The 22,516-nt window shown below is 41.6% G+C and carries 17 protein-coding genes; 6 read left to right on the forward strand and 11 right to left on the reverse strand.

The window, feature by feature from the left end; all coding sequences use genetic code 11:
* Positions 1-3: 3 nt before the first annotated feature.
* The gene (locus WKT08_RS02395; protein ID WP_340280098.1) at positions 4-2,457 is read right to left on the reverse strand and encodes a bifunctional DnaQ family exonuclease/ATP-dependent helicase; all 2,454 of its coding nucleotides are present in this window, start codon (positions 2,455-2,457) and stop codon (positions 4-6) included.
* 118 nt (positions 2,458-2,575) lie between these two features.
* On the opposite strand from WKT08_RS02395, the gene WKT08_RS02400 reads away from it, so the two are divergent.
* Positions 2,576-3,217, forward strand: a complete 642-nt coding sequence (locus WKT08_RS02400; protein WP_049472430.1) for an MBL fold metallo-hydrolase — start codon at positions 2,576-2,578, stop codon at positions 3,215-3,217.
* Between the two features lie 69 nt (positions 3,218-3,286).
* Here the strand turns inward: WKT08_RS02400 and ftsX are convergent, their stop codons facing one another.
* The 3 genes from ftsX to prfB form a co-directional block, all read right to left on the reverse strand.
* The gene (ftsX, locus tag WKT08_RS02405) at positions 3,287-4,213 is read right to left on the reverse strand and encodes a permease-like cell division protein FtsX (RefSeq protein WP_042759907.1); all 927 of its coding nucleotides are present in this window, start codon (positions 4,211-4,213) and stop codon (positions 3,287-3,289) included.
* Positions 4,206-4,898, reverse strand: a complete 693-nt coding sequence (gene ftsE, locus WKT08_RS02410) for a cell division ATP-binding protein FtsE (RefSeq protein ID WP_003008021.1) — start codon at positions 4,896-4,898, stop codon at positions 4,206-4,208. Before ftsE ends, ftsX begins: the two co-directional genes overlap by 8 nt.
* 44 nt (positions 4,899-4,942) lie before the next feature.
* Positions 4,943-6,038, reverse strand: a protein-coding gene (gene prfB / locus WKT08_RS02415) for a peptide chain release factor 2 (RefSeq protein WP_100209015.1) whose coding sequence is annotated in 2 segments (ribosomal slippage) — positions 4,943-5,965 and positions 5,967-6,038 — 1,095 coding nt in all. Because the reading frame shifts where the segments join, the coding sequence is not laid out codon by codon here.
* Positions 6,039-6,213: 175 nt separating this feature from the next.
* Here prfB and WKT08_RS02420 point away from each other — a divergent pair.
* Positions 6,214-7,071: a metallophosphoesterase gene (locus WKT08_RS02420; protein WP_340279738.1), complete on the forward strand. Its 858-nt coding sequence runs from the start codon at positions 6,214-6,216 to the stop codon at positions 7,069-7,071.
* Positions 7,072-7,100: 29 nt separating this feature from the next.
* Here the strand turns inward: WKT08_RS02420 and WKT08_RS02425 are convergent, their stop codons facing one another.
* The 3 genes from WKT08_RS02425 to WKT08_RS02435 all read right to left on the reverse strand — a co-directional run bounded on the left by WKT08_RS02425 (position 7,101) and on the right by WKT08_RS02435 (position 11,161).
* A complete protein-coding gene (locus WKT08_RS02425; RefSeq protein WP_340279740.1) occupies positions 7,101-7,769 on the reverse strand; it encodes an MIP/aquaporin family protein in 669 nt (222 codons plus the stop codon).
* 120 nt (positions 7,770-7,889) lie between these two features.
* A complete protein-coding gene (locus WKT08_RS02430) occupies positions 7,890-10,574 on the reverse strand; it encodes a cation-translocating P-type ATPase (protein ID WP_340279742.1) in 2,685 nt (894 codons plus the stop codon).
* A gap of 203 nt (positions 10,575-10,777) precedes the next feature.
* Positions 10,778-11,161: a DUF1934 domain-containing protein gene (locus WKT08_RS02435; protein WP_003008038.1), complete on the reverse strand. Its 384-nt coding sequence runs from the start codon at positions 11,159-11,161 to the stop codon at positions 10,778-10,780.
* A gap of 115 nt (positions 11,162-11,276) precedes the next feature.
* On the opposite strand from WKT08_RS02435, the gene WKT08_RS02440 reads away from it, so the two are divergent.
* From WKT08_RS02440 to WKT08_RS02455, 4 genes are read left to right on the forward strand one after another with little or no spacing between them, the layout of a single operon-like run.
* Positions 11,277-12,587 (forward strand): HD domain-containing protein, encoded by a 1,311-nt coding sequence (locus WKT08_RS02440; protein ID WP_023918647.1) that lies wholly within the window; start codon positions 11,277-11,279, stop codon positions 12,585-12,587.
* Positions 12,577-13,383: a sugar-phosphatase gene (gene yidA, locus WKT08_RS02445; RefSeq protein ID WP_340279749.1), complete on the forward strand. Its 807-nt coding sequence runs from the start codon at positions 12,577-12,579 to the stop codon at positions 13,381-13,383. Before WKT08_RS02440 ends, yidA begins: the two co-directional genes overlap by 11 nt.
* 3 nt (positions 13,384-13,386) lie before the next feature.
* Positions 13,387-14,598, forward strand: coding sequence for an aminoacyltransferase (locus WKT08_RS02450; protein ID WP_195487669.1), 1,212 nt, complete (start codon positions 13,387-13,389; stop codon positions 14,596-14,598).
* Positions 14,599-14,603: 5 nt separating this feature from the next.
* Complete coding sequence (locus tag WKT08_RS02455) at positions 14,604-15,839, forward strand: aminoacyltransferase (protein WP_340279752.1); 1,236 nt, start codon at positions 14,604-14,606, stop codon at positions 15,837-15,839.
* A gap of 74 nt (positions 15,840-15,913) precedes the next feature.
* Here WKT08_RS02455 and tpiA read toward each other — a convergent pair whose 3' ends face one another.
* The 4 genes from tpiA to ftsW all read right to left on the reverse strand — a co-directional run bounded on the left by tpiA (position 15,914) and on the right by ftsW (position 22,419).
* On the reverse strand, positions 15,914-16,672 hold the full coding sequence (gene tpiA / locus WKT08_RS02460) for a triose-phosphate isomerase (RefSeq protein ID WP_049514632.1): 759 nt from the start codon (positions 16,670-16,672) through the stop codon (positions 15,914-15,916).
* Between the two features lie 164 nt (positions 16,673-16,836).
* Positions 16,837-18,033, reverse strand: coding sequence for an elongation factor Tu (gene tuf / locus WKT08_RS02465; protein WP_031574016.1), 1,197 nt, complete (start codon positions 18,031-18,033; stop codon positions 16,837-16,839).
* 280 nt (positions 18,034-18,313) lie between these two features.
* Entirely contained in the window at positions 18,314-21,139 is a 2,826-nt protein-coding gene (gene ppc, locus WKT08_RS02470) for a phosphoenolpyruvate carboxylase (RefSeq protein ID WP_340279756.1), read from the reverse strand.
* A 38-nt stretch (positions 21,140-21,177) separates the two neighbouring features.
* Positions 21,178-22,419, reverse strand: coding sequence for a cell division peptidoglycan polymerase FtsW (gene ftsW, locus WKT08_RS02475; RefSeq protein ID WP_021153577.1), 1,242 nt, complete (start codon positions 22,417-22,419; stop codon positions 21,178-21,180).
* Between the last annotated feature and the right edge of the window lie 97 nt (positions 22,420-22,516).

A 22,516-nucleotide genomic window follows, 5' to 3' on the forward strand; every position in this document is an offset into this window, starting at 1 on the left:
CTCTCAATTCCTTTCAAAAAAGTCAGCTGCTTGCTCAACAAGCCGCTCTCTCACTGTCGTGTGAAGGGGCAACACTTGCTGCAAGCCATCTAAAATTTGTTTTCCATATCGTTTGGTCACCACCCGCTGATCCAATAAGAGGACCAACGATTCCTGGTCTTGAAAACGGCTGGTTCTCCCAATAGCCTGTTTGAGCCTTAAAATTGCGACTGGAAGACTATAGTCATAAAAGGGATTTTTCCCCTGTTCTCTGAGTTGGGTATTCAGCTTTTGAACCATATAATCTTTAGGGTTATCAAAAGGAAGGCGCGTGATGATTTGAATCACTTCTTTTTGTTGGGAAAAATCGACTCCCTCCCAGAAGCTTCCTGTTCCCAATAAAATAGAGCTTTCTCCTCGGTCAAATCGTCGCTTAATATTAGCTGCATCGCCATTTCGATACTGGGCCAAATGAGGAAACTTCAAGGCGTTTGACGTCTCCAGTAACAATTCTTTTGAGGTAAACAAAAGAAAAATTGGTTTTCTTAGAGGAAGGAGTTCATCGATGAGCTGACAAATCTCTCCTGCATACTCCACGGAAGATAAAGAAACGACATCTGGAAAATCTATCGGCACCAACAATTCCTGGTGTTGTTTGACTGTTACTGGCACCCGGTAGATCTGCTGCTCTTGGTATCCCAAAAGGGCAGGTAAGTGCACCTTTTTACTGATAGCGATCGTCGCTGATACAAAGAGCACGGGTACTTCTTCAGGAACAAACTCCTTAAAGGATAGCAAGTCCTCAACTCCTCCATGGAGACGAAGAATCTGGTGGCTTTCGACCACTTCCTTGTCCATCCAAAAGTTTTGGTAGCGCTCATCAAACAATTCTCTTAGATTCTCTAGAGATTCGTTTTTTAATTCCGATACATCCTGTCGAATTTTTGCCACTGTTTGATCTGATAAGATCGCTGTTTTTCCTTGTACAACTTCCTTAGAGCAGGCATTTAGTTCAAATTGAATACTCTCCAGCAACCGTCGCTGCAGCAGATCTTTTTCCTCTTCGATGGCGTGTTGCAAGCTTAGAAGAAGAGATTGCAAGTTTTCTTCTCTCTGTGAAAACTGCTCCAAAGCAAAGAAGAGTTTTTGCGCTTCATCCACTACCAGAACAGATTCTTGAAGTAGACTCTTATCATCCTCTAGACGAGTTAACAGATAGGCATGATTGGTCAGAATTACCCGGCTGGTTTTCACTTTTTCCTGGCCCAGACGCCAAAAATCTTCCTGATAAAAAAGCGAACGCTTTGACAATTGGCCATCGTGGCATATTTCAGCTACAAAATGAAGATGACGATAGAGTTGGCCAATTTCACTGAACTCTCCCGTTTCTGTCATGGTCAGCCAAACCAACAGTTGCATTTTAAAGCGTCGAATCATCCCATTATCTGACTCACTCTGTAAGGCCTGATAAAATTTATCGAGTTGGATATAATCCTTGGGACTTTTCAGGCTATGAAAGGGAATTTGGAAAAGATCTTGGATGGTCTTTCCTTCCTTCTTCATAATTTGATCCTGAAGAATTTTAGTCGGAACACTGACAAGAATGCGTTTGGAGGTTTTCGCCAAAAGCGTTAATAGATAGGCATAGGTTTTCCCAATACCCGTTGGCGCTTCAATAAAACTCGGAAGTGGCTGTTGCAAACTATCCTCGATATAGGCCACAAATTCTCTCTGCTCCGGATAAGCTTCCATTCCCAACAGCTGCATATTGAGTTCAAACTGTTCAGACAAATGACGACTTTCTAAAAACTGCTGTGGCTTTCGCAGATAGAGACCATGAACTTCTACTAAATGATCTGGTAAAAAAAGGCTACTGTCTTCAAGCGCATCTTCTATTAAGAGTCGTGATTCATAAATCAAACAATCTGCCATCGAAAGAAGTTTTTCGATCAATCCTCTTGGTAAGCTCGCAATTTTCTCTCTCAATTTCAACAGCAGCTGGGCCGTTGCCATAGCATCCGCTAGAGCGGAGTGAGCATGGTGCAACTCAATTTCCAGTTCAGCCGCAAGCGCTCCTAAATTGTAGCGTTCCAAAGTCGGATAGAAAATTTGAGACAATTCAACCGTATCAATCCGAGGAGTCGTTAGCTCAAATCCTTCCCAAAAGAGGGCTTCTGCCAATAAATTCGCATCAAATTTGACATTATGGGCCACAAAGACGGCATCTTCTATTAATTCAAAAATTTCTTTTGCCACTTGTGCAAACTCTGGAGCTTTTTTCAAGCGAGCATCTGTCAGGCCAGTCAATTGTTTGATATGCTCATCCAATCGTTCATGGGGATTCACATCCGTCTCATAGGATTGCGTAATCCTCCCATCTTCGATGATGACAATCCCAACCTGAATGATCTTAGCATTGCTTCCAGCACTGGTCGCTTCCAGATCCACAATGGCATATTTCCGTTTCTGTCTTGTCATAATACTTAAAATTATATCACGTTTGAGCAAGCTCTGCAGATTTTTTTCTCCTTTCATGCTGACTTCAATCCTGTTATTTTCCTCGCAATTTGATACACTATTCTAGAAAGGAGTCCTTATGAAAATCTATCGTACCGTTAATCCTGTAGCTTATGAAAACACCTACTACCTTGAAAATGACCATTCCCTCATTCTTGTCGATCCAGGTAGCGACTGGGCGACCATTCAAAAACAAATAGATCGCATCGGTAAACCAATCGTAGCGATTCTTTTAACCCATACACATTACGATCACATTATGAGTCTTGAAAAGGTTCGTCAGACCTATCATTTCCCATCTGTTTATGTCCATTCAGCAGAAGCCAGTTGGTTGTCTTCTCCTGTCGATAATTTATCTGGTTTGGATCGTCATGCGGATTTAGAAGATGTGGTATGCAAGGAGGCCGACTTCCTTTATGACATTCGCTCCGATTACCAAATAGCCGATTTCCACTTTTATGTTCTGGAGACACCAGGCCACTCTGCAGGAGGGGTCTCCATCGTCTTTCCTGAGGATCACCTGGTTCTATCCGGTGACGCCCTTTTTCGCGAAACCATTGGACGGACCGATCTTCCAACAGGGAACGCGACACAGTTGCTTAGCAGTATCAGAGAAGAACTCTTTACCCTTCCATCTTCCTACACTGTCTATCCCGGTCATGGCCCTGAGACTTCTATTGGTCACGAGAAGATGTTCAATCCCTTCTTTAGACAATCCTAAAGAGTCCTTATCATCCTTCCTGTCCTCATAAAAGTAGACAAAAAAAGCAAGTGCGAACTTGCTTTTTTATTATATCTTAAGAAAACGTCTCATGGAGATTGAAGAACCAATCGCTCCAATCAAAATTCCTAATCCAAAGAGGCCACCGACCATGATCGGTACCAAGAGATGAGGACTATAGAGATACAAGTTTTGATCTGCCAAGTTATTGTTCATAGATGTATAGACAACATTATAAACATAGAAGACCAAAGCTGAAGGAACCAAGGCTCCCAAGAGACCGATCCAAGCACCTTCTAAAAGGAATGGTGCACGAATATAGCCATTTTTTGCTCCTACCAGTCGCATAATCTTAATCTCACGACTACGTGAAATGATGGTAATCCGAATGGTATTTGAAATCAAGAAGACTGCGATGAAAATCAATAAAGCTACACCAATCAAGCCCCAGTTTCGGATGAAGGTTCCAAGAGCAAACAAGCGTTGGGTATCGACCCCACCATCTTTAACTTCAGAGACCCCTTCAATTTTTTTGGCATCAGCCGATACTTGCTTTACATATTTAGGAGCTGTTGTCTCTACATAATAAGCATCATAGAGAGGATTGGCATCTCCATCAAAAATCTTCCAGTTGTTCCCAGCCGTTTTGATCAGTTTATCATACTGTTCTTCCTTGCTAGAAAAATCAACCTTATCAACATGCTTCATGGCTGTCAGAGCATCGTAGACCTTATGGTAGTTTTCATTGGTCACGGTTTGACCGTCTTTTTCAATCTGCTCGCTCTGATCTTGAATATCCTTGCGCATGTATACTACAACCCGCACACTGTTTTGAATATCATCTGAAAGCTTGATGGTATTGGCAATAACTGAGGCGAAAATAGCAACCAAGCTAAGGGTAATCATAACCGAGCTGACCGCTGCAATCGTCATCCAACCATTTCGTTTCAAGCTTTTAAGCGATTCGATTAAGTGTCGGAAAAATCTTCTAATCATCGTATCCGTACTCTCCTTCCGCTTCATCACGCACTACACGACCATTTTCAATCGCGATGACACGGTGACGTAAAGTATTTACAATCTGGCTATTGTGGGTCGCCATCAATACCGTTGTCCCTTGCAGATTAATCCGCTCCAAAAGATTCATGATTTCCCATGAATTATCTGGGTCCAAGTTCCCCGTTGGCTCATCCGCAATCAAGACTTTCGGATTGTTGACGATCGCACGAGCAATCGCAATCCGTTGTTGCTCCCCACCGGACAATTCATTCGGGAATGAGCGGACCTTGTGTTTCAATCCGACAAGATCCAAAACTTCCATCACACGCTTTTTAATATTGCGACGGCGCTCACCGATAACTTGCATAGCGTAGGCAATATTTTCATAAACGGTTTTCTTTGGAAGCAATTTATAATCTTGGAAGACCACTCCCACATTGCGTCGCAACATAGGAATATCGCGTTTTTTGATTTTATCCAAATCAAAATCAGCTACTTTCAAACTTCCTTTATCGTGTTTGACTTCACGGTATAAAAGTCGAATAAAGGTCGACTTCCCTGCACCAGAAGGTCCTACGATGTAGGCAAATTCTCCTGGTTCAATTTGGACAGAGACCCCGCGAAGGGCCGTTGTCCCGTTGTCATACTTTTTGACAACATCTTTCATTTCAATCATTGACATGTAATGAAATTCCTTTCATTCTTTTCTGGTTGATTCCCTCGAGGTTATTGGAGACGCCATTTAAGGTAGGCATCGATAAAGCCATCGATATCTCCATCCATCACCTTGTCTACCTGCGCTACTTCGTAGTTGGTCCGGTGATCCTTAACCATGGTGTAAGGGGTAAAAACATAGGAGCGGATTTGACTTCCCCAGGTGATTTCTTTTTTATCCCCTTTTAGAGAATCCACTTCTGCTGCTTTTTTCTCTTGCTCTAATTGGTAGAGTTTAGCCTGCAACATCTTCATCGCACGATCACGGTTCCCGTATTGGGTTCGATCCACGGTGGATGCCACTACAATCCCTGTCGGAATGTGGGTCAAGCGCACCCCTGTAGAGACCTTGTTGACGTTTTGTCCACCAGCTCCACCAGAGCGGAAGGTATCCATCTTGATATCATCATCACGAACTTCAACCTCGATGGTATCGTCTAATTCGGGCATAACCTCAACAGATGTAAAGGACGTATGACGCCGTTTAGCAGAGTCAAATGGAGAGATTCGAACCAAACGGTGTACCCCCATTTCAGATTTCAGAAGACCGTATGCATGTGGCCCTTCAAAAGATAAGGTCACAGACTTGATTCCAGCCTCATCTCCAGCTTGATAGTCCAAGACTTCAACTTTAAAGCCGTGAGCATTTCCAAAACGAGTATACATCCGAAGAAGCATGTCGCCCCAGTCCTGAGCTTCTGTTCCTCCTGAACCTGGGTGGATTTCTAAGATGGCATTATTATTGTCATAAGGTTCAGACAATAGCAAGGTCATCTCATAGCTGGTCATACGTTTATCCAGCTCCTCCAACTTCTCGATCAATTCTTCTTTGACCGAATCGTCTTCTGCCAAAAAGTCCAGTAAGATTTCTGACTCATCAAAGAGATCCACCATTTGATGGAAATTTTCATAGGTCTGCTTGAGTTCATTTAATTCTTGAGATGTCTTTTGCGCAGCAATGTTATCATCCCAAAAATCAGGTTCTGTCATTTTATTTTCTAAAATGGCAATTTCTTCTTCCAATGCCTCTAAGTCAAAGAGACCCCCTGAAAGAAGCTAATTTTTCACGATTTGCGTCAATTTTTTGACGAATTTCTGAAATGTCCATAAGTACCTCTTTCTATGTATCTAGTCTATTATATCATAACCTTCACTATTTGCCCACCTTCCAATATTGGATCTGCTGGTTGACCACCACCAATCCAGCTGATTTTCAGCATTTTTTCTATTCATTTGTAACCTAATTGTTAGAAAAAAAGATCCTCTTATGCTAGACTGGTAGCATGACAACAGTAGCTTTTATGTCCGATTTACATATTGATTCGAACAACTTCGGCAAAGAAGAAATAGAGACCCTGATCACTCTTTTCCTGCAACAAAACATTCAACATCTCCATATTGCAGGAGATATTGCCAACGGCTTTGAAAAGACCTCACAGGAATTTTTAGACCAACTTCAATGTCACCTTCCTGTGACCTTTAGCTTAGGAAATCATGATATGCTGGGCCTATCAGAAGAAGCCATGAGACCTTTTGAATTTCAAAAGATTCCCTTCTCCAATCATACGCTTTTTGCTTTTTCGGGCTGGTATGACTACAGCTTTGTTCCTACTATCTCTCCCCAAAAACATCTCCAAACCAAAAATCTATTTTGGTTTGACAGACGCCTCCAACGAATGGGATCTGATCCAGCCATTACCCAACGTCTGTTGCGAGAGCTCGAAACAGAACTCATGCAAGTGGATCAACCCTTGATCATCGCTATGCACTTTGTTCCTCATAGTCAGTTTCTCCTACGCCATCCTTATTTTGAACGCTTTAATGCTTTTCTAGGGAGCCAAGCCTTTCATGAACTGTTTAGACAATATCCTGTCAGAGAGGTGATTTTTGGCCATAGCCACCACCGAATGCCAGCAACAACGATTGACACCATCACCTATCATGCCAGACCTTTAGGCTATGTCCGAGAATGGGAGCTCTGCAAACAATTTTTCGAAGCTTTTCCTGAATATGATTTTCCAAAACGATACGATCCCTACAAACGCTATCGCAGAATCAAAGACCTCCCCGAATTTAAAGCATACAAGAAAAAACAGCTCACTCATGAATTTTCTCAAGCCATGACGATCCTTGAACTATAAAAAAATTGGTCCCTCTGGGACCAATTTTTTTACACTTCTGTATCCAAGAGATTTTTTGCAACGATTGCAGCCAGAACACCACCGACAATTGGAGCCGAGATAAAGATCCAAATTTGTTGAAGGGCTGCACCACCAACAAAGAGGGCAGGTGCCAAGCTACGAGCTGGGTTAACAGAAAGTCCAGTAATGTTCAAACCAACAAGAATAATCAAAGTCAAGCTCAAACCGATCACAAGACCAGCGATCTTGCCATTACCTTTGGTAGCTGATGTTACTGTCATGATGACCAAAATAAAGATAAAGGAAGCAATTACTTCAAACAAGAATCCGCCAAATGGAGTCACACCCTTCGCTAGGGCGTTTTCACCAAGACTAGCTGTTGACATACCTGAATTTGACAAGAGGAAGAGAACTGTTGCAGATGCGAGAACCGCCCCTACTACTTGAGCTGCAATATAATTAACCAAGTCCTTTGAAGACAAGCGTTTGTTCACAAACATGGCAATCGAAACAGCCGGGTTCAAGTGGGCACCTGAAACAGTCCCAATTGAGTAAGCTGCTGCAACAATGGATAAACCGAATGCCAAGGCAATTCCTAAATGTCCCAGACCTTCTGTTCCATTTCCAAAAACGACTGCGCCAGTCCCGATAAAGACAAGCATAAATGTGCCGATTACTTCAGCAAAAAACTTTTTCATAACTAAGTTTCCTTTCTTCAAACTGTTGACTAGTTTATCAAAAATCCACACGTACCTCAAGAAATATGCCCAGTCTATTTTGCCCACAAAAAAAGCCATCCAAAGATGACTTTTTAAGGCTTAAATGGCGTTTTTATCTTTACCAAGTGCACGTTGAACGGCTTTAACGATTTCAACAAGGACAACAATCAAGAGCGAACCAATCAAAACAGCCAACCATTGCGTCAAACTCAAATGAGACACGTGGAAGAGTTTATTGAATCCAGGTACCATAATCGTCGCCATTAAAAGAATAAAGGCAACTGGGATCGACCAGTTAAAGGTCTTGTTCTTGAAGAGTCCCACTTTAAAGATAGATTGGTAAACAGACTTAACGTTAAAGGCATGAAGCAATTGGATCAATCCAAGAGTCGCAAAGGCCATGGTCAAAGCGTCTGCATGGATTTCGGCACGAGTCGCATGTTCTGGAGAGAGCAAAGCCCAGCCATAAACACCAAGAACCAGCATGGTTTGGAAGATACCTTGATAAAGAATAGCTCCGAAGACCCCACCGTCAAAGAAGTTAGATTTACGTCCACGAGGTTTGTGGCTCATGACACCTGGCTCAGCTGGTTCCACACCAAGAGCGATGGCTGGAAGCGTATCGGTTACCAAGTTGATCCAGAGAAGATGCACTGGTTGCAATACATCCCAACCAAAGAGGGTTGCAAAGAAGATGGTGAAGACCTCAGCCATATTGGCAGACAAGAGGTATTGGATAGATTTTTGGATATTTGAGAAGACCTTACGTCCTTCTTCTACCGCTACGATAATGGTTGCAAAGTTATCATCTGCAAGGACCATGTCTGAAGCTCCCTTAGAAACTTCTGTACCAGTGATCCCCATACCGATACCGATATCAGCTGTCTTAAGTGATGGCGCATCGTTGACTCCGTCACCTGTCATGGCAACAACTTTACCTTCTTTTTGCCATGCTTTTACGATCCGAACCTTGTGTTCAGGTGATACACGAGCATAAACAGAGTATTGTTTGAAGACCTTTTGGAATTCTTCATCAGAGAGTTCATTCAACTCAGCTCCTGTAAAGACGTGATCTTCTGTGTCATTTGGATCGATGATACCAAGACGTTTGGCAATGGCTTCAGCTGTATCTTGGTGGTCACCCGTGATCATGATTGGACGGATACCCGCTTCCTTAGCGACACGGACAGCTTCTGCTGCTTCTGGACGCTCAGGGTCAATCATGCCGACCAAACCAGAGAAGATCAGGTCAGACTCAACAATTTCAGATTCCAAGGTAGGGATTTCGTTGCTTGTCTTATAAGCCATCATCAAGACACGAAGGGCTTGTTTAGCCAAGTCTTTGTTGGTAGCAAGGATAGCTTTCTTATCTTCATCTGTGATAGGACGAACTTCCCCATTGACTTCAATACGTGTCACACGTTTGAGCAATTGGTCAGGAGCCCCCTTGACAGCGATAAAGTAAGAACCGTCTGCTTCCTTATGGATAGTAGACATAAGCTTACGGTCAGAGTCAAATGGCAATTCTGCCACACGTGGCTCATCCTTCAAAATTTCGCGAACATCAAAATTGTGATCCAAACCAAACTGTACCAAAGCAGTCTCTGTTGGGTCCCCAATCAACTTGCCAGATGGGTCCACCTTAGTATCATTGGCAAAGTTCATGATACGAAGGGTATTGTTGCTAGCAGCAATCTCAGCTGCTGAGCTTTGCAATTGACCGTTGGTGTAGACCTTCTCAACAGTCATTTGGTTCATAGTCAAAGTACCTGTTTTATCAGATGCGATGATTTCTGTTGAACCAAGAGTTTCAACCGCTGGTAATTTACGAACAATCGAATTGCGTTTGGCAAGGGTTGTAGTTCCCAAAGATAGAACGATAGTTACAATGGCAGGAAGTCCTTCTGGAATGGCCGCAACCGCAAGGGCTACCGCAACCATCAAGCCTTCTAATGGATGCTCTCCACGAACGAAGACACCAACTAAGAAAGTAATGACCGCAATCACAACAATTAAGTAAGTCAAGGCTTTAGATAATTGTTCCAAGCTTTGCTTCAATGGTGTTTCAGTCTCATCGGCATTAGCCAACATATCTGCAATCTTACCAACTTCTGTATACATACCAGTGTTTGTTACGACACCAATACCACGACCATAAGTTACATTTGAGTTTTGGTAACCCATATTAACGCGGTCCCCAATACCAGCATCTGCTTCAACAAGTCCTGTCACATCTTTTTCAACTGGCACAGACTCCCCTGTAAGAGCTGCTTCTTCAATTTTAAGAGAAGCTGCTTCAAACAAACGCATATCTGCAGGCACGACATCTCCCGCTTCAAGCAAGACGATATCTCCGGGTACCAATTCTTTTGAGTCAATCTCAATAACATGGCCATCACGACGAACACGAGCCATGGGGCTAGACATATTTTTCAGAGCTTCAATGGCTGCTTCTGCTTGCCCTTCTTGGTAAACCCCAAAGGCAGCATTCAAGACAACAACGGCCAAGATGATCATGGCATCCGTTAGACCGTCCATTCCTTCTGTAATCACAGAAAGTGCCGCTGCCACAAGCAAGATGATAATCATCAAATCCTTAAATTGATCAAGGAATTTAGCTAGTAGGCTACGTTTTTCACCCTCTTCCAACTCATTACGACCATAATTCGCTAAGCGTTCTTGAGCCTGGGCGGTTGACAAACCTTCGACAGATGAGTCCAAGTTCTTTAGGACTTCCTCAGAAGATTGCGTGTAAAACAAATCTTTATTTTGTTCTTTTGACAAAACAGTCTCCTCCTTTTTGGCCTCTTTTTACAAAAAAAGAGACCTGTTTTTTAAAAAAACAAGTCTCGCTGTTTAATATAGTGCCGGAAATAATTCGTAATGACGACACTATCGCGGAAAACCGCCAGCTACTCCCTTGAGTGGTTTTATTATACCATTTTTATAGAATAAAGCAAGCAGGATCTCGAATAATTTAATGAGGATTATTCTTCCCATTCCACCAGCAATTGATAATTGGCAAATTCCTGTTCGCCATCGAGAGTTAACAAGCGATAAGAGACTTGCAAATGACCTGCTTCTAATTGAAAGAGGTCTGTTGTAATCAAAAACTGCTGAATGCCCATCGGAGTTGGGATGATTGCCCCACCATCTTCATTTTTGTAGAAACGCATGATGGATTTAGGACTTGAGAATCGTGTCATGACCAATTCATCGTTGGAAAATTTCAAAGCAACCTTTTCATCTTCTTCATTGGTATACAAGAGATATTGAAAACCTGCTTTTTCCTTCCATTCACCTTGATAGTACTGATCAACAATTTCCATTTCTTCTCCAAATCGAATGGTATTTTGAATGCGAATCTGCATCTTTGTCTCCTTCTCTTCTTTTCTTGCCATACTATTCTATCAAATTTTACGCATTTTGACTGCCCCTATTAGCCTCTAGATCGCAAAATAGGCTTTTTTTTGCTATAATAGACCCATGAATGAAAAAGTCTTTCGCGATCCCGTGCATGATTACGTTCATGTGGATCATCCCATCATTTATCAATTAATTAATAGCAAAGAATTTCAACGACTACGCCGCATCAAACAACTGGGGACATCTGGTTTTACCTTCCACGGTGGGGAGCATAGTCGTTTTTCTCACTGTCTTGGCGCCTATGAAATTTCAAGACGCATTCTGTCCATTTTTGAGGAAAAGTATGCAGAGCAATGGCATTCTGATGAAAACTTACTGACCATGACAGCCGCCCTTCTTCATGACATTGGACATGGTGCCTATTCCCATACCTTTGAAGGACTGTTTGGGACCGATCATGAAAAAATGACCCAGCTGATCATCACCAGTCCAGAGACGGAGGTCAATCAGATCCTCTTACAGGTAGCTCCTGATTTCCCAAATCGTGTAGCCAGCGTCATTGATCATACCTACCCCAATAAACAAGTGGTGCAATTGATTTCTAGTCAAATTGATGTGGACCGGATGGATTATTTACTGCGGGATGCCTACTTTACGGGTGCTTCCTATGGAAAATTTGACTTGACCCGTATTTTGCGCGTTATTCGACCGATTGAAAATGGCATTGCCTTCCAACAAAATGGCATGCATGCTGTCGAGGATTACGTGGTCAGCCGTTACCAAATGTATATGCAGGTCTACTTCCACCCAGCTACTCGTGCCATGGAAGTCCTCCTTCAAAATCTACTCAAACGCGCTAGAACCATTTATCCAGATCAGAAAGAGTATTTTCAACTGACTTCACCTCGCTTGATTCCATTTTTTGAAGAAGAAGTCACTATCCAAGACTACTTAAATCTAGATGACGGTGTGATGAATACCTATTTCCAAGTCTGGATGGATAGTCCGGATACCATCTTGTCTGATCTTGCTCAGCGCTATATTAATCGGAAAGTCTTTAAATCGACTCTATTTACAGAAGATAAGCGAAAAGACTTAGCAATCCTTGAAAAACTGATTAAAGAGGTTGGGTTTAATCCAACCTACTACACCGCTATTCATCAAAATTTTGACCTGCCCTACGATATTTATCGACCAGAGCTTGAAAAACCACGGACCCAGATCGAGATGATCCGAAAAGATGGGAGTCTCGCTGAATTGTCTCAGTTGTCTCCACTCGTCGCTGCTTTAGCAGGAACTCGCTATGGGGACAACCGCTTCTATTTCCCAAAAGAAATGCTGGAGGTTAATGGACTTTTCAGTAAGCAAGTAGAGGAATTCACTTCCTATATCACCAATGATTATTTTACAGGAGAGACGGATGTCCATTAAATTAGTGGCGATCGATATCGACGGTACACTTCTCAATTCAAAAAAAGAGATCACACCTTCCGTATTTGAAGCCATTCAAGACGCTAAAGCCGCAGGCGTTAAAATCGTTATCACAACTGGTCGTCCTATCGCAGGGGTCTCAAAACTTTTAAAAGAACTCCATTTGATGGATCCTGGAGACTATGTCATTACCTTTAATGGCGGTCTGGTGCAAGAAACTGCTACCGGAAAAGAACTCATCAAAGACCTTTTACATTATGAGGACTATCTCGATATCGAGTCTCTTGCTAACAAACTCCAAATCCACTCTCACGCTATTACTAAAGACGGCATCTATACCAGTAATCGAGATATTGGACGCTACACCATTCATGAATCTCAACTGGTCAATATGCCCCTTTATTACCGGACGCCTGAAGAAGTTCGTGAGAAAGAATTTGTCAAGGCCATGTATATCGATGAACCAGACATTCTGGATGCTGCGATTGCAAAAATCCCTAAAGAATTCGAGGATCGCTTCACTATGGTCAAATCAGCTCCTTTTTATTTAGAAATTCTAGGAAAAACGACCAATAAGGGATCAGCTGTTCTTCATCTAGCTGAACGACTTGGAATCCAGCAAGAAGAAACCATGGCCATCGGAGATGAGGAAAATGACCGCTCCATGCTAGAAGTCGTGGGACATGCCGTCGTTATGGAGAATGGCAATCCAGCTCTTAAAAAAATTGCTACAACTATTACCAAATCAAATGATGAATCTGGCGTTGCATACGCCATTAGAAAGTGGGTATTATAAGAAATGTACCATTACCAGCTAGGAATTTCTGCTAGTGAGCATGATGACTTTGTTATTCAGAGTGACCAAACCAATCTCTTACAAAGCAGTTCATGGGCAAAAATCAAAGATAATTGGGGAAATGAACGAGTTGGCTTTTATCAAGAAGACCAATTAGTCGCGGTTGCAAGCATCTTGATTCAACCCCTGCCACTTGGCTTTTCCATGCTCTACATTCCTCGTGGCCCTATTATGGATTACCAAAACAAGGAGCTAGTTTCATATGTGATCCAGTCCCTTAAAAAGATAGCCAAACAACACAAGGCCTTGTTTGTGAAATTTGATCCAAGTCTTTTCTTGAGCAAACACTTGATTGGACAAGAAAATACGGAAACCACTGATGTACAAGCGGTGATCGATACCTTAACTAAAGAAGGGGTTGAATGGACTGGCCGAACAAGTGATCTGGCAGAAAATATCCAACCACGCTTTCAAGCGAATATCCACAAAGAGTTTTTCACCGAACAAGACCTTTCAAAATCTACTCGACAAGCCATCCGAACTGCTCGAAACAAAGGGATCCAAGTCCAATTTGGCGGGACTGAATTGTTAAAGGACTTTGCTTCTCTCATGAAAAAGACAGAAGCACGTAAAAGCATTCATTTACGTGGAAAAGATTACTACGAAAAACTGCTCACGACCTACCAAGGACAATCCTACATTACTTTGTCTACTCTTGATCTCACAGAACGGAAAGCCTCCCTTACAAAAGATCTTGAAAAAAACAAGGCCGAGGCTGAAAAATTCACCGAAAAAACAAAGCCTGGCAAAGTTGAGAACAACCAAAAAGAAAAAGAGCGGATAGAGGAAGAACTGCAATTTCTTGAGCACCATCTCCAGGCAGGTAAAAAGGTCGTTCCTTTATCTGGTACCTTAAGCCTTGAATTCGGTGGGACATCTGAAAATGTTTATGCAGGGATGGATGAAGAATTCCGCCGTTACCAACCCGCCATCCTCACCTGGTATGAAACTGCCCAACACGCTTTCGACCGTGGTGCTTCTTGGCAAAATATGGGAGGCATTGAAAATTCACTAGATGGTGGACTCTATCATTTTAAATCTAAATTTAATCCTATTATTGAAGAATTTGTTGGGGAATTCAACCTTCCAACAAGTCCACTCTATCCACTTGTTAACACAGCTTACAAGATCCGGAAAAAATTAAGGAGTAAATAAGTTACATGACTCTTACGACAATTTCAAAAGAAGAATTTACCTCATTTGCAAATACCGTCTCCCATCGCTCTTTTATCCAGTCTGCTGAAATGGCAGATCTGCTTGAAAAGCGAGGAAACACGGTCCAATTTATCGCTTGGAAACAAGAAAATCAAGTCCAAGTGGCAGCGATCTTGTACAGTCTTCCTATGACGGGTGGTCTCCATATGGAAATCAATTCTGGCCCTCTTTACCAAGAGGAGACTATGCTAGAACCCTTCTATGCAGCCTTAAAAGACTATGCGAAAGAGAATGGAGCTATTGAACTCGTTATTAAGCCCTATGATACCTATCAAACCTTTGACAGTGACGGCAATCCAACCAGTGAAGAACAAACCCATTTCATGGATACCCTAAAAAAATTGGGCTATCAGCATGATGGTTTAACAACAGGTTATCCAGGTGGAGAAGGTGATTGGCATTATGTGAAAGATATGGAGGGTATCACCGAAAAAAATCTTCTCAAGAGCTTCAGTAAAAAAGGAAAGCCACTTGTCAAAAAAGCCAAATCTTTCGGTATTGAACTGAAACGATTAAACCGAGATGAACTGCAACTCTTTAAGGATATTACTTCCTCTACCAGTGACCGTCGCGACTATCAGGATAAAACCTTGGATTATTACCAAACTTTCTATGACAGTTTTGGCGACAATGCAGATTTCATGATCGCAACACTGAACTTCCACCATTACTACACGAATCTTGAAAAAGACCAAGGAAAACTAGCACAGAAGATTGAGAAATTACAGAAGGATCTTGAAGTCAACCCCAATTCAGAAAAAAAACAAAATCAACTTCGTGAATTCTCTAGCCAGTTTGATACCTTTGAGGTGAGAAAGAAGGACGCGAAAGAATATATTGAAAAATATGGAGATCAAGACGTCATTCTTGCAGGTAGCCTCTTCATCTATATGCCACAAGAATCCACCTATTTATTCAGTGGCTCTTATACAGAATTTAATAAGTTCTATGCTCCTGCTGTTCTCCAGGAATATATGATGCTTGAAACCATCAAACGTGGTATCCCAAGATATAACTTCCTAGGTATTCAAGGAATCTTTGACGGGTCAGACGGTGTGCTTCGTTTCAAACAAAACTTCAACGGCTACATCGTCCGTAAGATGGGGACCTTCCGTTATTACCCAAGTCCTCTGAAATACAAAATGATTTCTCTCATTAAGAAACTATTAGGACGTTCCTAACTCAAAAGACCAGCTTTGAAGCTGGTCTTTTCTACTATAAAAAAGACGAGAAACCTCTCGCCTTTTATATGTCATTATTTAACGAAGTCAAGCAATGCCAAGAAGCTTTCAGCTTCAAGTGATGCACCACCTACAAGAGCTCCGTCAACGTCTGGACAAGCCATGTATTCAGCAACATTTTCAGGTTTAACTGAACCACCGTATTGAACACGTACTTTGTCAGCCACTTCTTGACCAAAGTCAGCAGCTACAACGTCACGAACAACTTTACACATTTTTTGTGCATCGTCTTGTGAAGCAGATTTACCAGTACCGATAGCCCAGATTGGTTCGTAGGCGATTACTGTTGAAGCTACTTGTTCTGCAGTCAATCCAGCAAGAGCAGCTGAAACTTGAGCCCCTACGAATTCTGCTGCTTTACCAGCTTCGTAAGTTTCAAGGCTTTCACCACAACAGATGATTGGAAGCATACCGTTCGCAAAGATTGCTTTTGCTTTTTTGTTGATGTCTTCATCAGTTTCGTGGAAGTAGTCACGACGTTCTGAGTGACCGATCACAACGTAGTCAGTACCGATTTCTTTCAAAACTTGTGGGCTAGTTTCACCAGTGAAGGCACCAGCATTTTCAAAGTAAGTGTTTTGTGCAGCAACTTTAAGGTTTGAACCTTTAGCAGCAGCAAGTACAGCTGTCAAGTCAACTGCAGGAGCTGCGATGCCAGCTTCAACAAGATCAGCTGAAGGAAGTTTTGATGCTACAGCTTCAACGAATGCTTTTGCTTCTTCTGGATTTTTGTTCATTTTCCAGTTACCAGCGATAAATGGTTTACGTGACATTTCACATACCTCTTTTTTCTAATTTTATACTATCTATTTTACCATAAATTTCGTCATAATGAAAGGTTGCACAAGCTCATTTTACTTTTTACCAAAATAAAAACCCCGTCTTCACGGGGTTTTCTGTCTGCCTATATAATTGTTAATCTGGGAACTAGATCGAATTAAGCTTCGATTTCAGTAACCATACCTGAACCAACAGTACGTCCACCTTCACGGATTGAGAATGTAGTACCTTGTTCAACGGCGATTGGGTGGATCAACTCAACGTCGATAGTCACGTTATCACCAGGCATTACCATTTCAGTTCCTGCTGGAAGTTCGATAGATCCAGTCACGTCAGTTGTACGGAAGTAGAACTGTGGACGGTAGTTGTTGAAGAATGGAGTATGACGTCCACCTTCTTCTTTAGTAAGGATGTAAACTTCACCTTTGAATTTAGTGTGTGGGTTGATTGAACCTGGTTTAGCGATAACTTGTCCACGTTCGATTTCATCACGTTGGATACCACGAAGAAGCACACCAACGTTATCCCCTGCAAGACCTTCGTCAAGTTGTTTACGGAACATTTCAACACCAGTAACAACTGCTTTTTGGATTTTTTCTTTGATACCAACGATTTCGATTTCGTCGTTGACACGAACAACACCACGGTCGATACGACCTGAAGCAACTGTACCACGTCCAGTGATTGAGAATACGTCTTCGACTGGAAGAAGCAATGGTTTGTCGGTATCGCGTTCTGGTTCTGGGATGTACTCATCAACAGTATCCATCAATTCCATGATGATGTCTTCATATTTAGAGTCACCTTCAAGAGCTTTAAGAGCTGAACCTTGGATAACTGGAAGGTCATCACCTGGGAAATCGTATTCTGAAAGAAGGTCACGGATTTCCATTTCAACCAATTCAAGCAATTCTTCATCGTCAACCAAGTCAACTTTGTTCATGAAGACGATCAAGTGTTTAACACCAACCTGACGTGAAAGAAGGATGTGTTCACGTGTTTGTGGCATTGGTCCATCAGTTGAAGCTACTACAAGGATAGCTCCGTCCATTTGAGCGGCACCAGTGATCATGTTTTTAACATAGTCCGCGTGTCCTGGAGCGTCGATGTGAGCGTAGTGACGTTTAGCAGTTTCGTACTCAACGTGTGCAGTGTTGATAGTGATACCGCGTTCGCGTTCTTCTGGAGCAGCATCGATAGACGCATAGTCTTTTGGTTGGTTAACTGATGAAGGCAAGCGACGTGCCAAAACAGTTGTGATTGCTGCAGTTAGGGTAGTTTTACCGTGGTCAACGTGTCCGATTGTACCGATGTTAACGTGCGGTTTACTACGATCGTATTTTTCTTTTGCCATTTGAGTAAAAGCCTCCAATAAAATATATTTTATAGATAGACAGTAGGCAATACAGTCTAACTTTCCTTACTATTCTATCGAATTTTAGATAAAATTGCAAGCCTTTTACCTATATTTTCTTAATTATTCCTCTTCTTTTCTTTTATTTTATCAGCTTGCTGAAAGATCCTGTTCTAGCTTTGAAAATTCTCATTTAAAATCTTCTATTCAAGCCCAATACGTACCTTTTGCGCCTTTGGGTTCAGGGAATAAAAAAATCGGAACAGTCGTTCCGATTTTTTTAACCTGAATTACGTAATCCTGTAGCCACCCCATTGATCGTAATATGGATTAGCTTGTCTTGATCGGCTGGTAATTGGCCGGTCCGTTGACGTCGAATCAGTTCTAACTGAATATAGTTCAAGACGTTAAAGTACGGCATCCGATAGTCCAAACTTTCTTTCAGATAAGGGTTCTCCGCGAGCAACTCGTCTTGTTCCTCAATCATCAAGATGATGTCCTTGGTCAATTGCCATTCATGTAAGATAATCTGATAGATATTGCGAACTTCTTCTTCTTCACACAATTGGGCGTACTCAAAAGCAATGTCCATGTTGGCTTTGGATAAGACCATGTCCACATTTGACAAGAGAGATTGGAAGAAAGGCCAGTTTTTATACATGTATCGAAGAGTTTCAATATTCTCAGGATCCTCATCGATAAATTCCTTAAAGCTAGAACCTACTCCATACCAACCAGGGAACATCACCCGACTTTGTGACCAAGAGAATACCCAAGGAATAGCACGTAAACCACCAATTTCTGTAATAGTCTTACGAGCAGCTGGACGTGAACCAATATTAAAGCTTGAAATTGCTTTGATCGGACTTGATTCAAAGAAGTAGTCATAGAAGTGCTCATTTCCAAAGACCAAATCACGATAGATATCGTAACTGCGATTCACGACTTTATCCATGACTTCCCCGAAACGATCAAACATAGAGAATGGACTCTTTTGTTCGGCGATCATTCGGTTAATGGTTGCAGAGACGAGCATTTCAAGGTTGTAGTAGGCAGCATCTTTATTTCCATATTTATTGCCGATCACTTCCCCTTGCTCAGTTAAGCGGATACGGTCATTAATGGATTTCAACGGTTGAGACGTGATGGCTTCATAAGTAGGACCTCCACCACGGCCAACAGTACCACCACGACCATGGAAGAAGGTAATCTTCACTCCAAACTCATCTCCGATAGCGGTCAATTGTTGTTGGGCTTTAAAGAGGGTCCAACAAGAAGACAAGTATCCACCATCTTTGTTGGAATCAGAGTATCCTAACATAATCTCTTGATAGTTGTTCTTAGAAGCAATCCAACGTTTGGCAATCGGAAGAGACAAGTAACTTCTCATGGTTTCTTCTGAGTGATCCAAGTCTTCGATCGTTTCAAACAACGGTACGATTTGAACGCGAGCTTTTTCCTTATCGACTAAGCCCACTTCTTTCAACATCACAGCCAATTCTAACATATCTGACACACTTGTTGCATGAGAAATGATGTTTTGACGAATGACTTCTTCTCCTAAACGATCCTTCAATTCACGGGCCGTTTGGAAAATCGCTAATTCTTTTTCAAGCAGTTCAGATTTTTCAGCATGAGTTGCTGATAAAATACGTGGGTCTTCTAAAAGTTCTTTCAAGAGAACTTGACACTTTTCATCCTCTGATAAATCAGAATAGTGGTCATTAATCCCTGCTGATTTCAGCAATTCTGCCACACAGGCTTCATGCACACTCGAATCCTGGCGCATATCAATAGAGGCCAGATAGAATCCAAAAACATCGATGGCTTCTAGAAGTTCTGCAAACTCACCAGAAATTAAATACTCTGATTTGTTTTCTAACAAGGAATCTTTGATCTTTTCAAGGTCTTCTTTAAATTCTTGAGCAGAGGCATAAGCTGGTGCTTCTTTCTCAGAAATTTTCTTTAGAGCTCCAGAGATACGATTGCCGATATAATCAGAAACTGGCCCTTGTTGATGAGCATTTGCTCCTAATAACCTCTCGACAGCATAACGATCTTCTCTGGTTTCTCCCACCATCGTCCATTCTTTTAAATTGACCAAGGTTTGGATCAATTTTGACTGGATATAGTGGAAAGCACGACGGTATGGTTCTTTTTCACGAAAGACAGATGTATCACTTGATAGGGCTGCCATTTCAGCTACTGCTTCACTTGTTTTAGAAAGACTCGTTGAAAGGGAGAAATGACGGTATAATTTAGAAATTTTTTCGATGTAATAGTTCAAAATGACTTCACTTTGAATGGTTGCTGAACGCTTCAAGGTCTCAGCTGTTACAAACGGATTCCCGTCCCGGTCTCCCCCAATCCACATGCCCATTGTGATCGGACGTGGTTGTTCAAGCTCTAATCCATGCTCTTTTGCCAAGCGTTTGTATTCCAACATAAGATTTGGAACAGCTTGTAAGAAAGAGCTATTGTAATATTCCATGACATTGGTAATTTCATTAGTAACCTTCAATTTTTTGTCACGAATCATATCCGTTTGCATCATGATTTCGATATTACAACGAAGGTTGTTATACCACTTATTCTCATTCATTAAACCAGCTTTAACATCCCGGTGCTGACGAAGAAGAGCATGAATATGATTGGTTAGATCCAGCATGGTTTTTCGTTGCACTTGAGTTGGATGGGCTGTTAAAACAGGTACAATATTGAGATTTTCAAGAATTTCTTGTGCATCTTCATTTTTCGCAACTTCTTTGATGGTTGAAGAAAGTTTTCCGAGGTATTCACCATCCACGTTATTCAAATGATTGATTTCATAGGCCAAATCGACATCTTCTGAGATGTTAATCAAGAGTGGCAAAATGGCAAAATAACGTGAAATCACTGTCATTTCTTCATTTGTCAATTGTTCCACTATTTGATTCAACTCACGATAGTTCTGTGTTTTTGATAGATCCTTCAACTGCCTAATTTTATCAAAGGTTTCCGGACGAACCAAATTTTTCGTAATATCATCTAATAAATTGGTTAAGATTTCGGCTTCTTCTTTGATAATATCTTTATTTGTGAAGTTCTCTAATTTTTGTAAGACCATTTTTTCTCCTTTTTGAATAGCCATTCAACAATTCCCTTTTAATAATAAGGTTTGATTTTACCTTTTTCTTCAAAAACCATGCCTTCTTGTTCCATCTTGGCCCGTTTTTCACTAGCGTCGATATTCAAAACGAAAGCAATCGCTACGGATAAGACCCATAAACTATTTCCCCCTTGGGATAAGAAGGGGAAGGTCACTCCTGTAGACGGAATCAAACCAGAAATTCCTCCGATGTTAATGAAGGTTTGCACTAAGATCATCCCACCAATCCCAATGGCCATCATCGAATTAAAAGGATTCTTTGCTCGAATACCGACTAAAATGATCCGAAGAATTAAGAAGAATAAGAGAGCAAGGATCAAGCTAGCTCCAACAAAACCTAATTCTTCAATCACAATTGCAAACACAAAGTCTGTGTGCGCTTCTGGTAAGTAACCTTGTTTTTCAATGGAATTTCCTAGCCCCAAGCCAAACCAACCACCGTTACTCATGGCATAGTAGGAATTAGCTAATTGGTGACCTGCGCCAGACAAGTCATTAAAGGGGTTAAAGAAGGCACTAAAACGTTTGGCCACATAACCAAAGACAGGAATTTTAGCAACACGATCCACACCGATGATCCATATTGAACCAAGTACAATGGTGGATGCTCCAACAACTAAACCAAGTAAAGAGGTAAACCAACGGTAGCCCACTCCACTAGCCGTAATCATAATCAAGACCGTCAAGGCCAAGATCGTTGCATTTCCCAAGTCCGGCATAATCACAACGATTCCAATCAGAATCAAGGTCAGCCAACGCCAATCGTTTAAATTCCTTGGGATCCATTCATTGTGGGTCAAGGCTTGATAATCATAATCGCGTATCTCGTCTTGTCGTTTAGAAAAGATCAAGGCTAGATACCAGACTAAGATCACCTTAAGGTACTCCGCTGGCTGGATACTGAATCCTCCAGGAATTGTCAACCAACCATGAGCTCCATTGACCGTATCTGTGATAAACCTAGACAAAATCAACAAAATCACTTCAATAAAAATGACAAAAGCCAGCACTTTTTTATTTCGAAGGAAGTTTAGGCTAAATTTATAAATCAAGGCGATGGTTAGGAGACTTAGGATGAAAAAGAGCCCCTGGGTCCGGACCATCCGAATCGAACTCACTCCACTTTGAATTGCCAAGGCACTTGTTGTCGAATAGACAACAATCAAGCCAATGATGGATAAAATCAAATAGGGAATGAGGATGGAGTAATTTAAAAGATGTCTTTTTTCAATTTTCATAATTCACCATATTCCTAATGTTCAACCTTCATTATATCATTTTTAAGAAGCAAAACCAAGGAAAGGCCAGAAAAGATTCGGCTTCTTCCCTATTTTC

Source organism: Streptococcus sp. HCA-5024 (assembly GCF_037890265.1).
Lineage (GTDB): Bacteria > Bacillota > Bacilli > Lactobacillales > Streptococcaceae > Streptococcus > Streptococcus lingualis.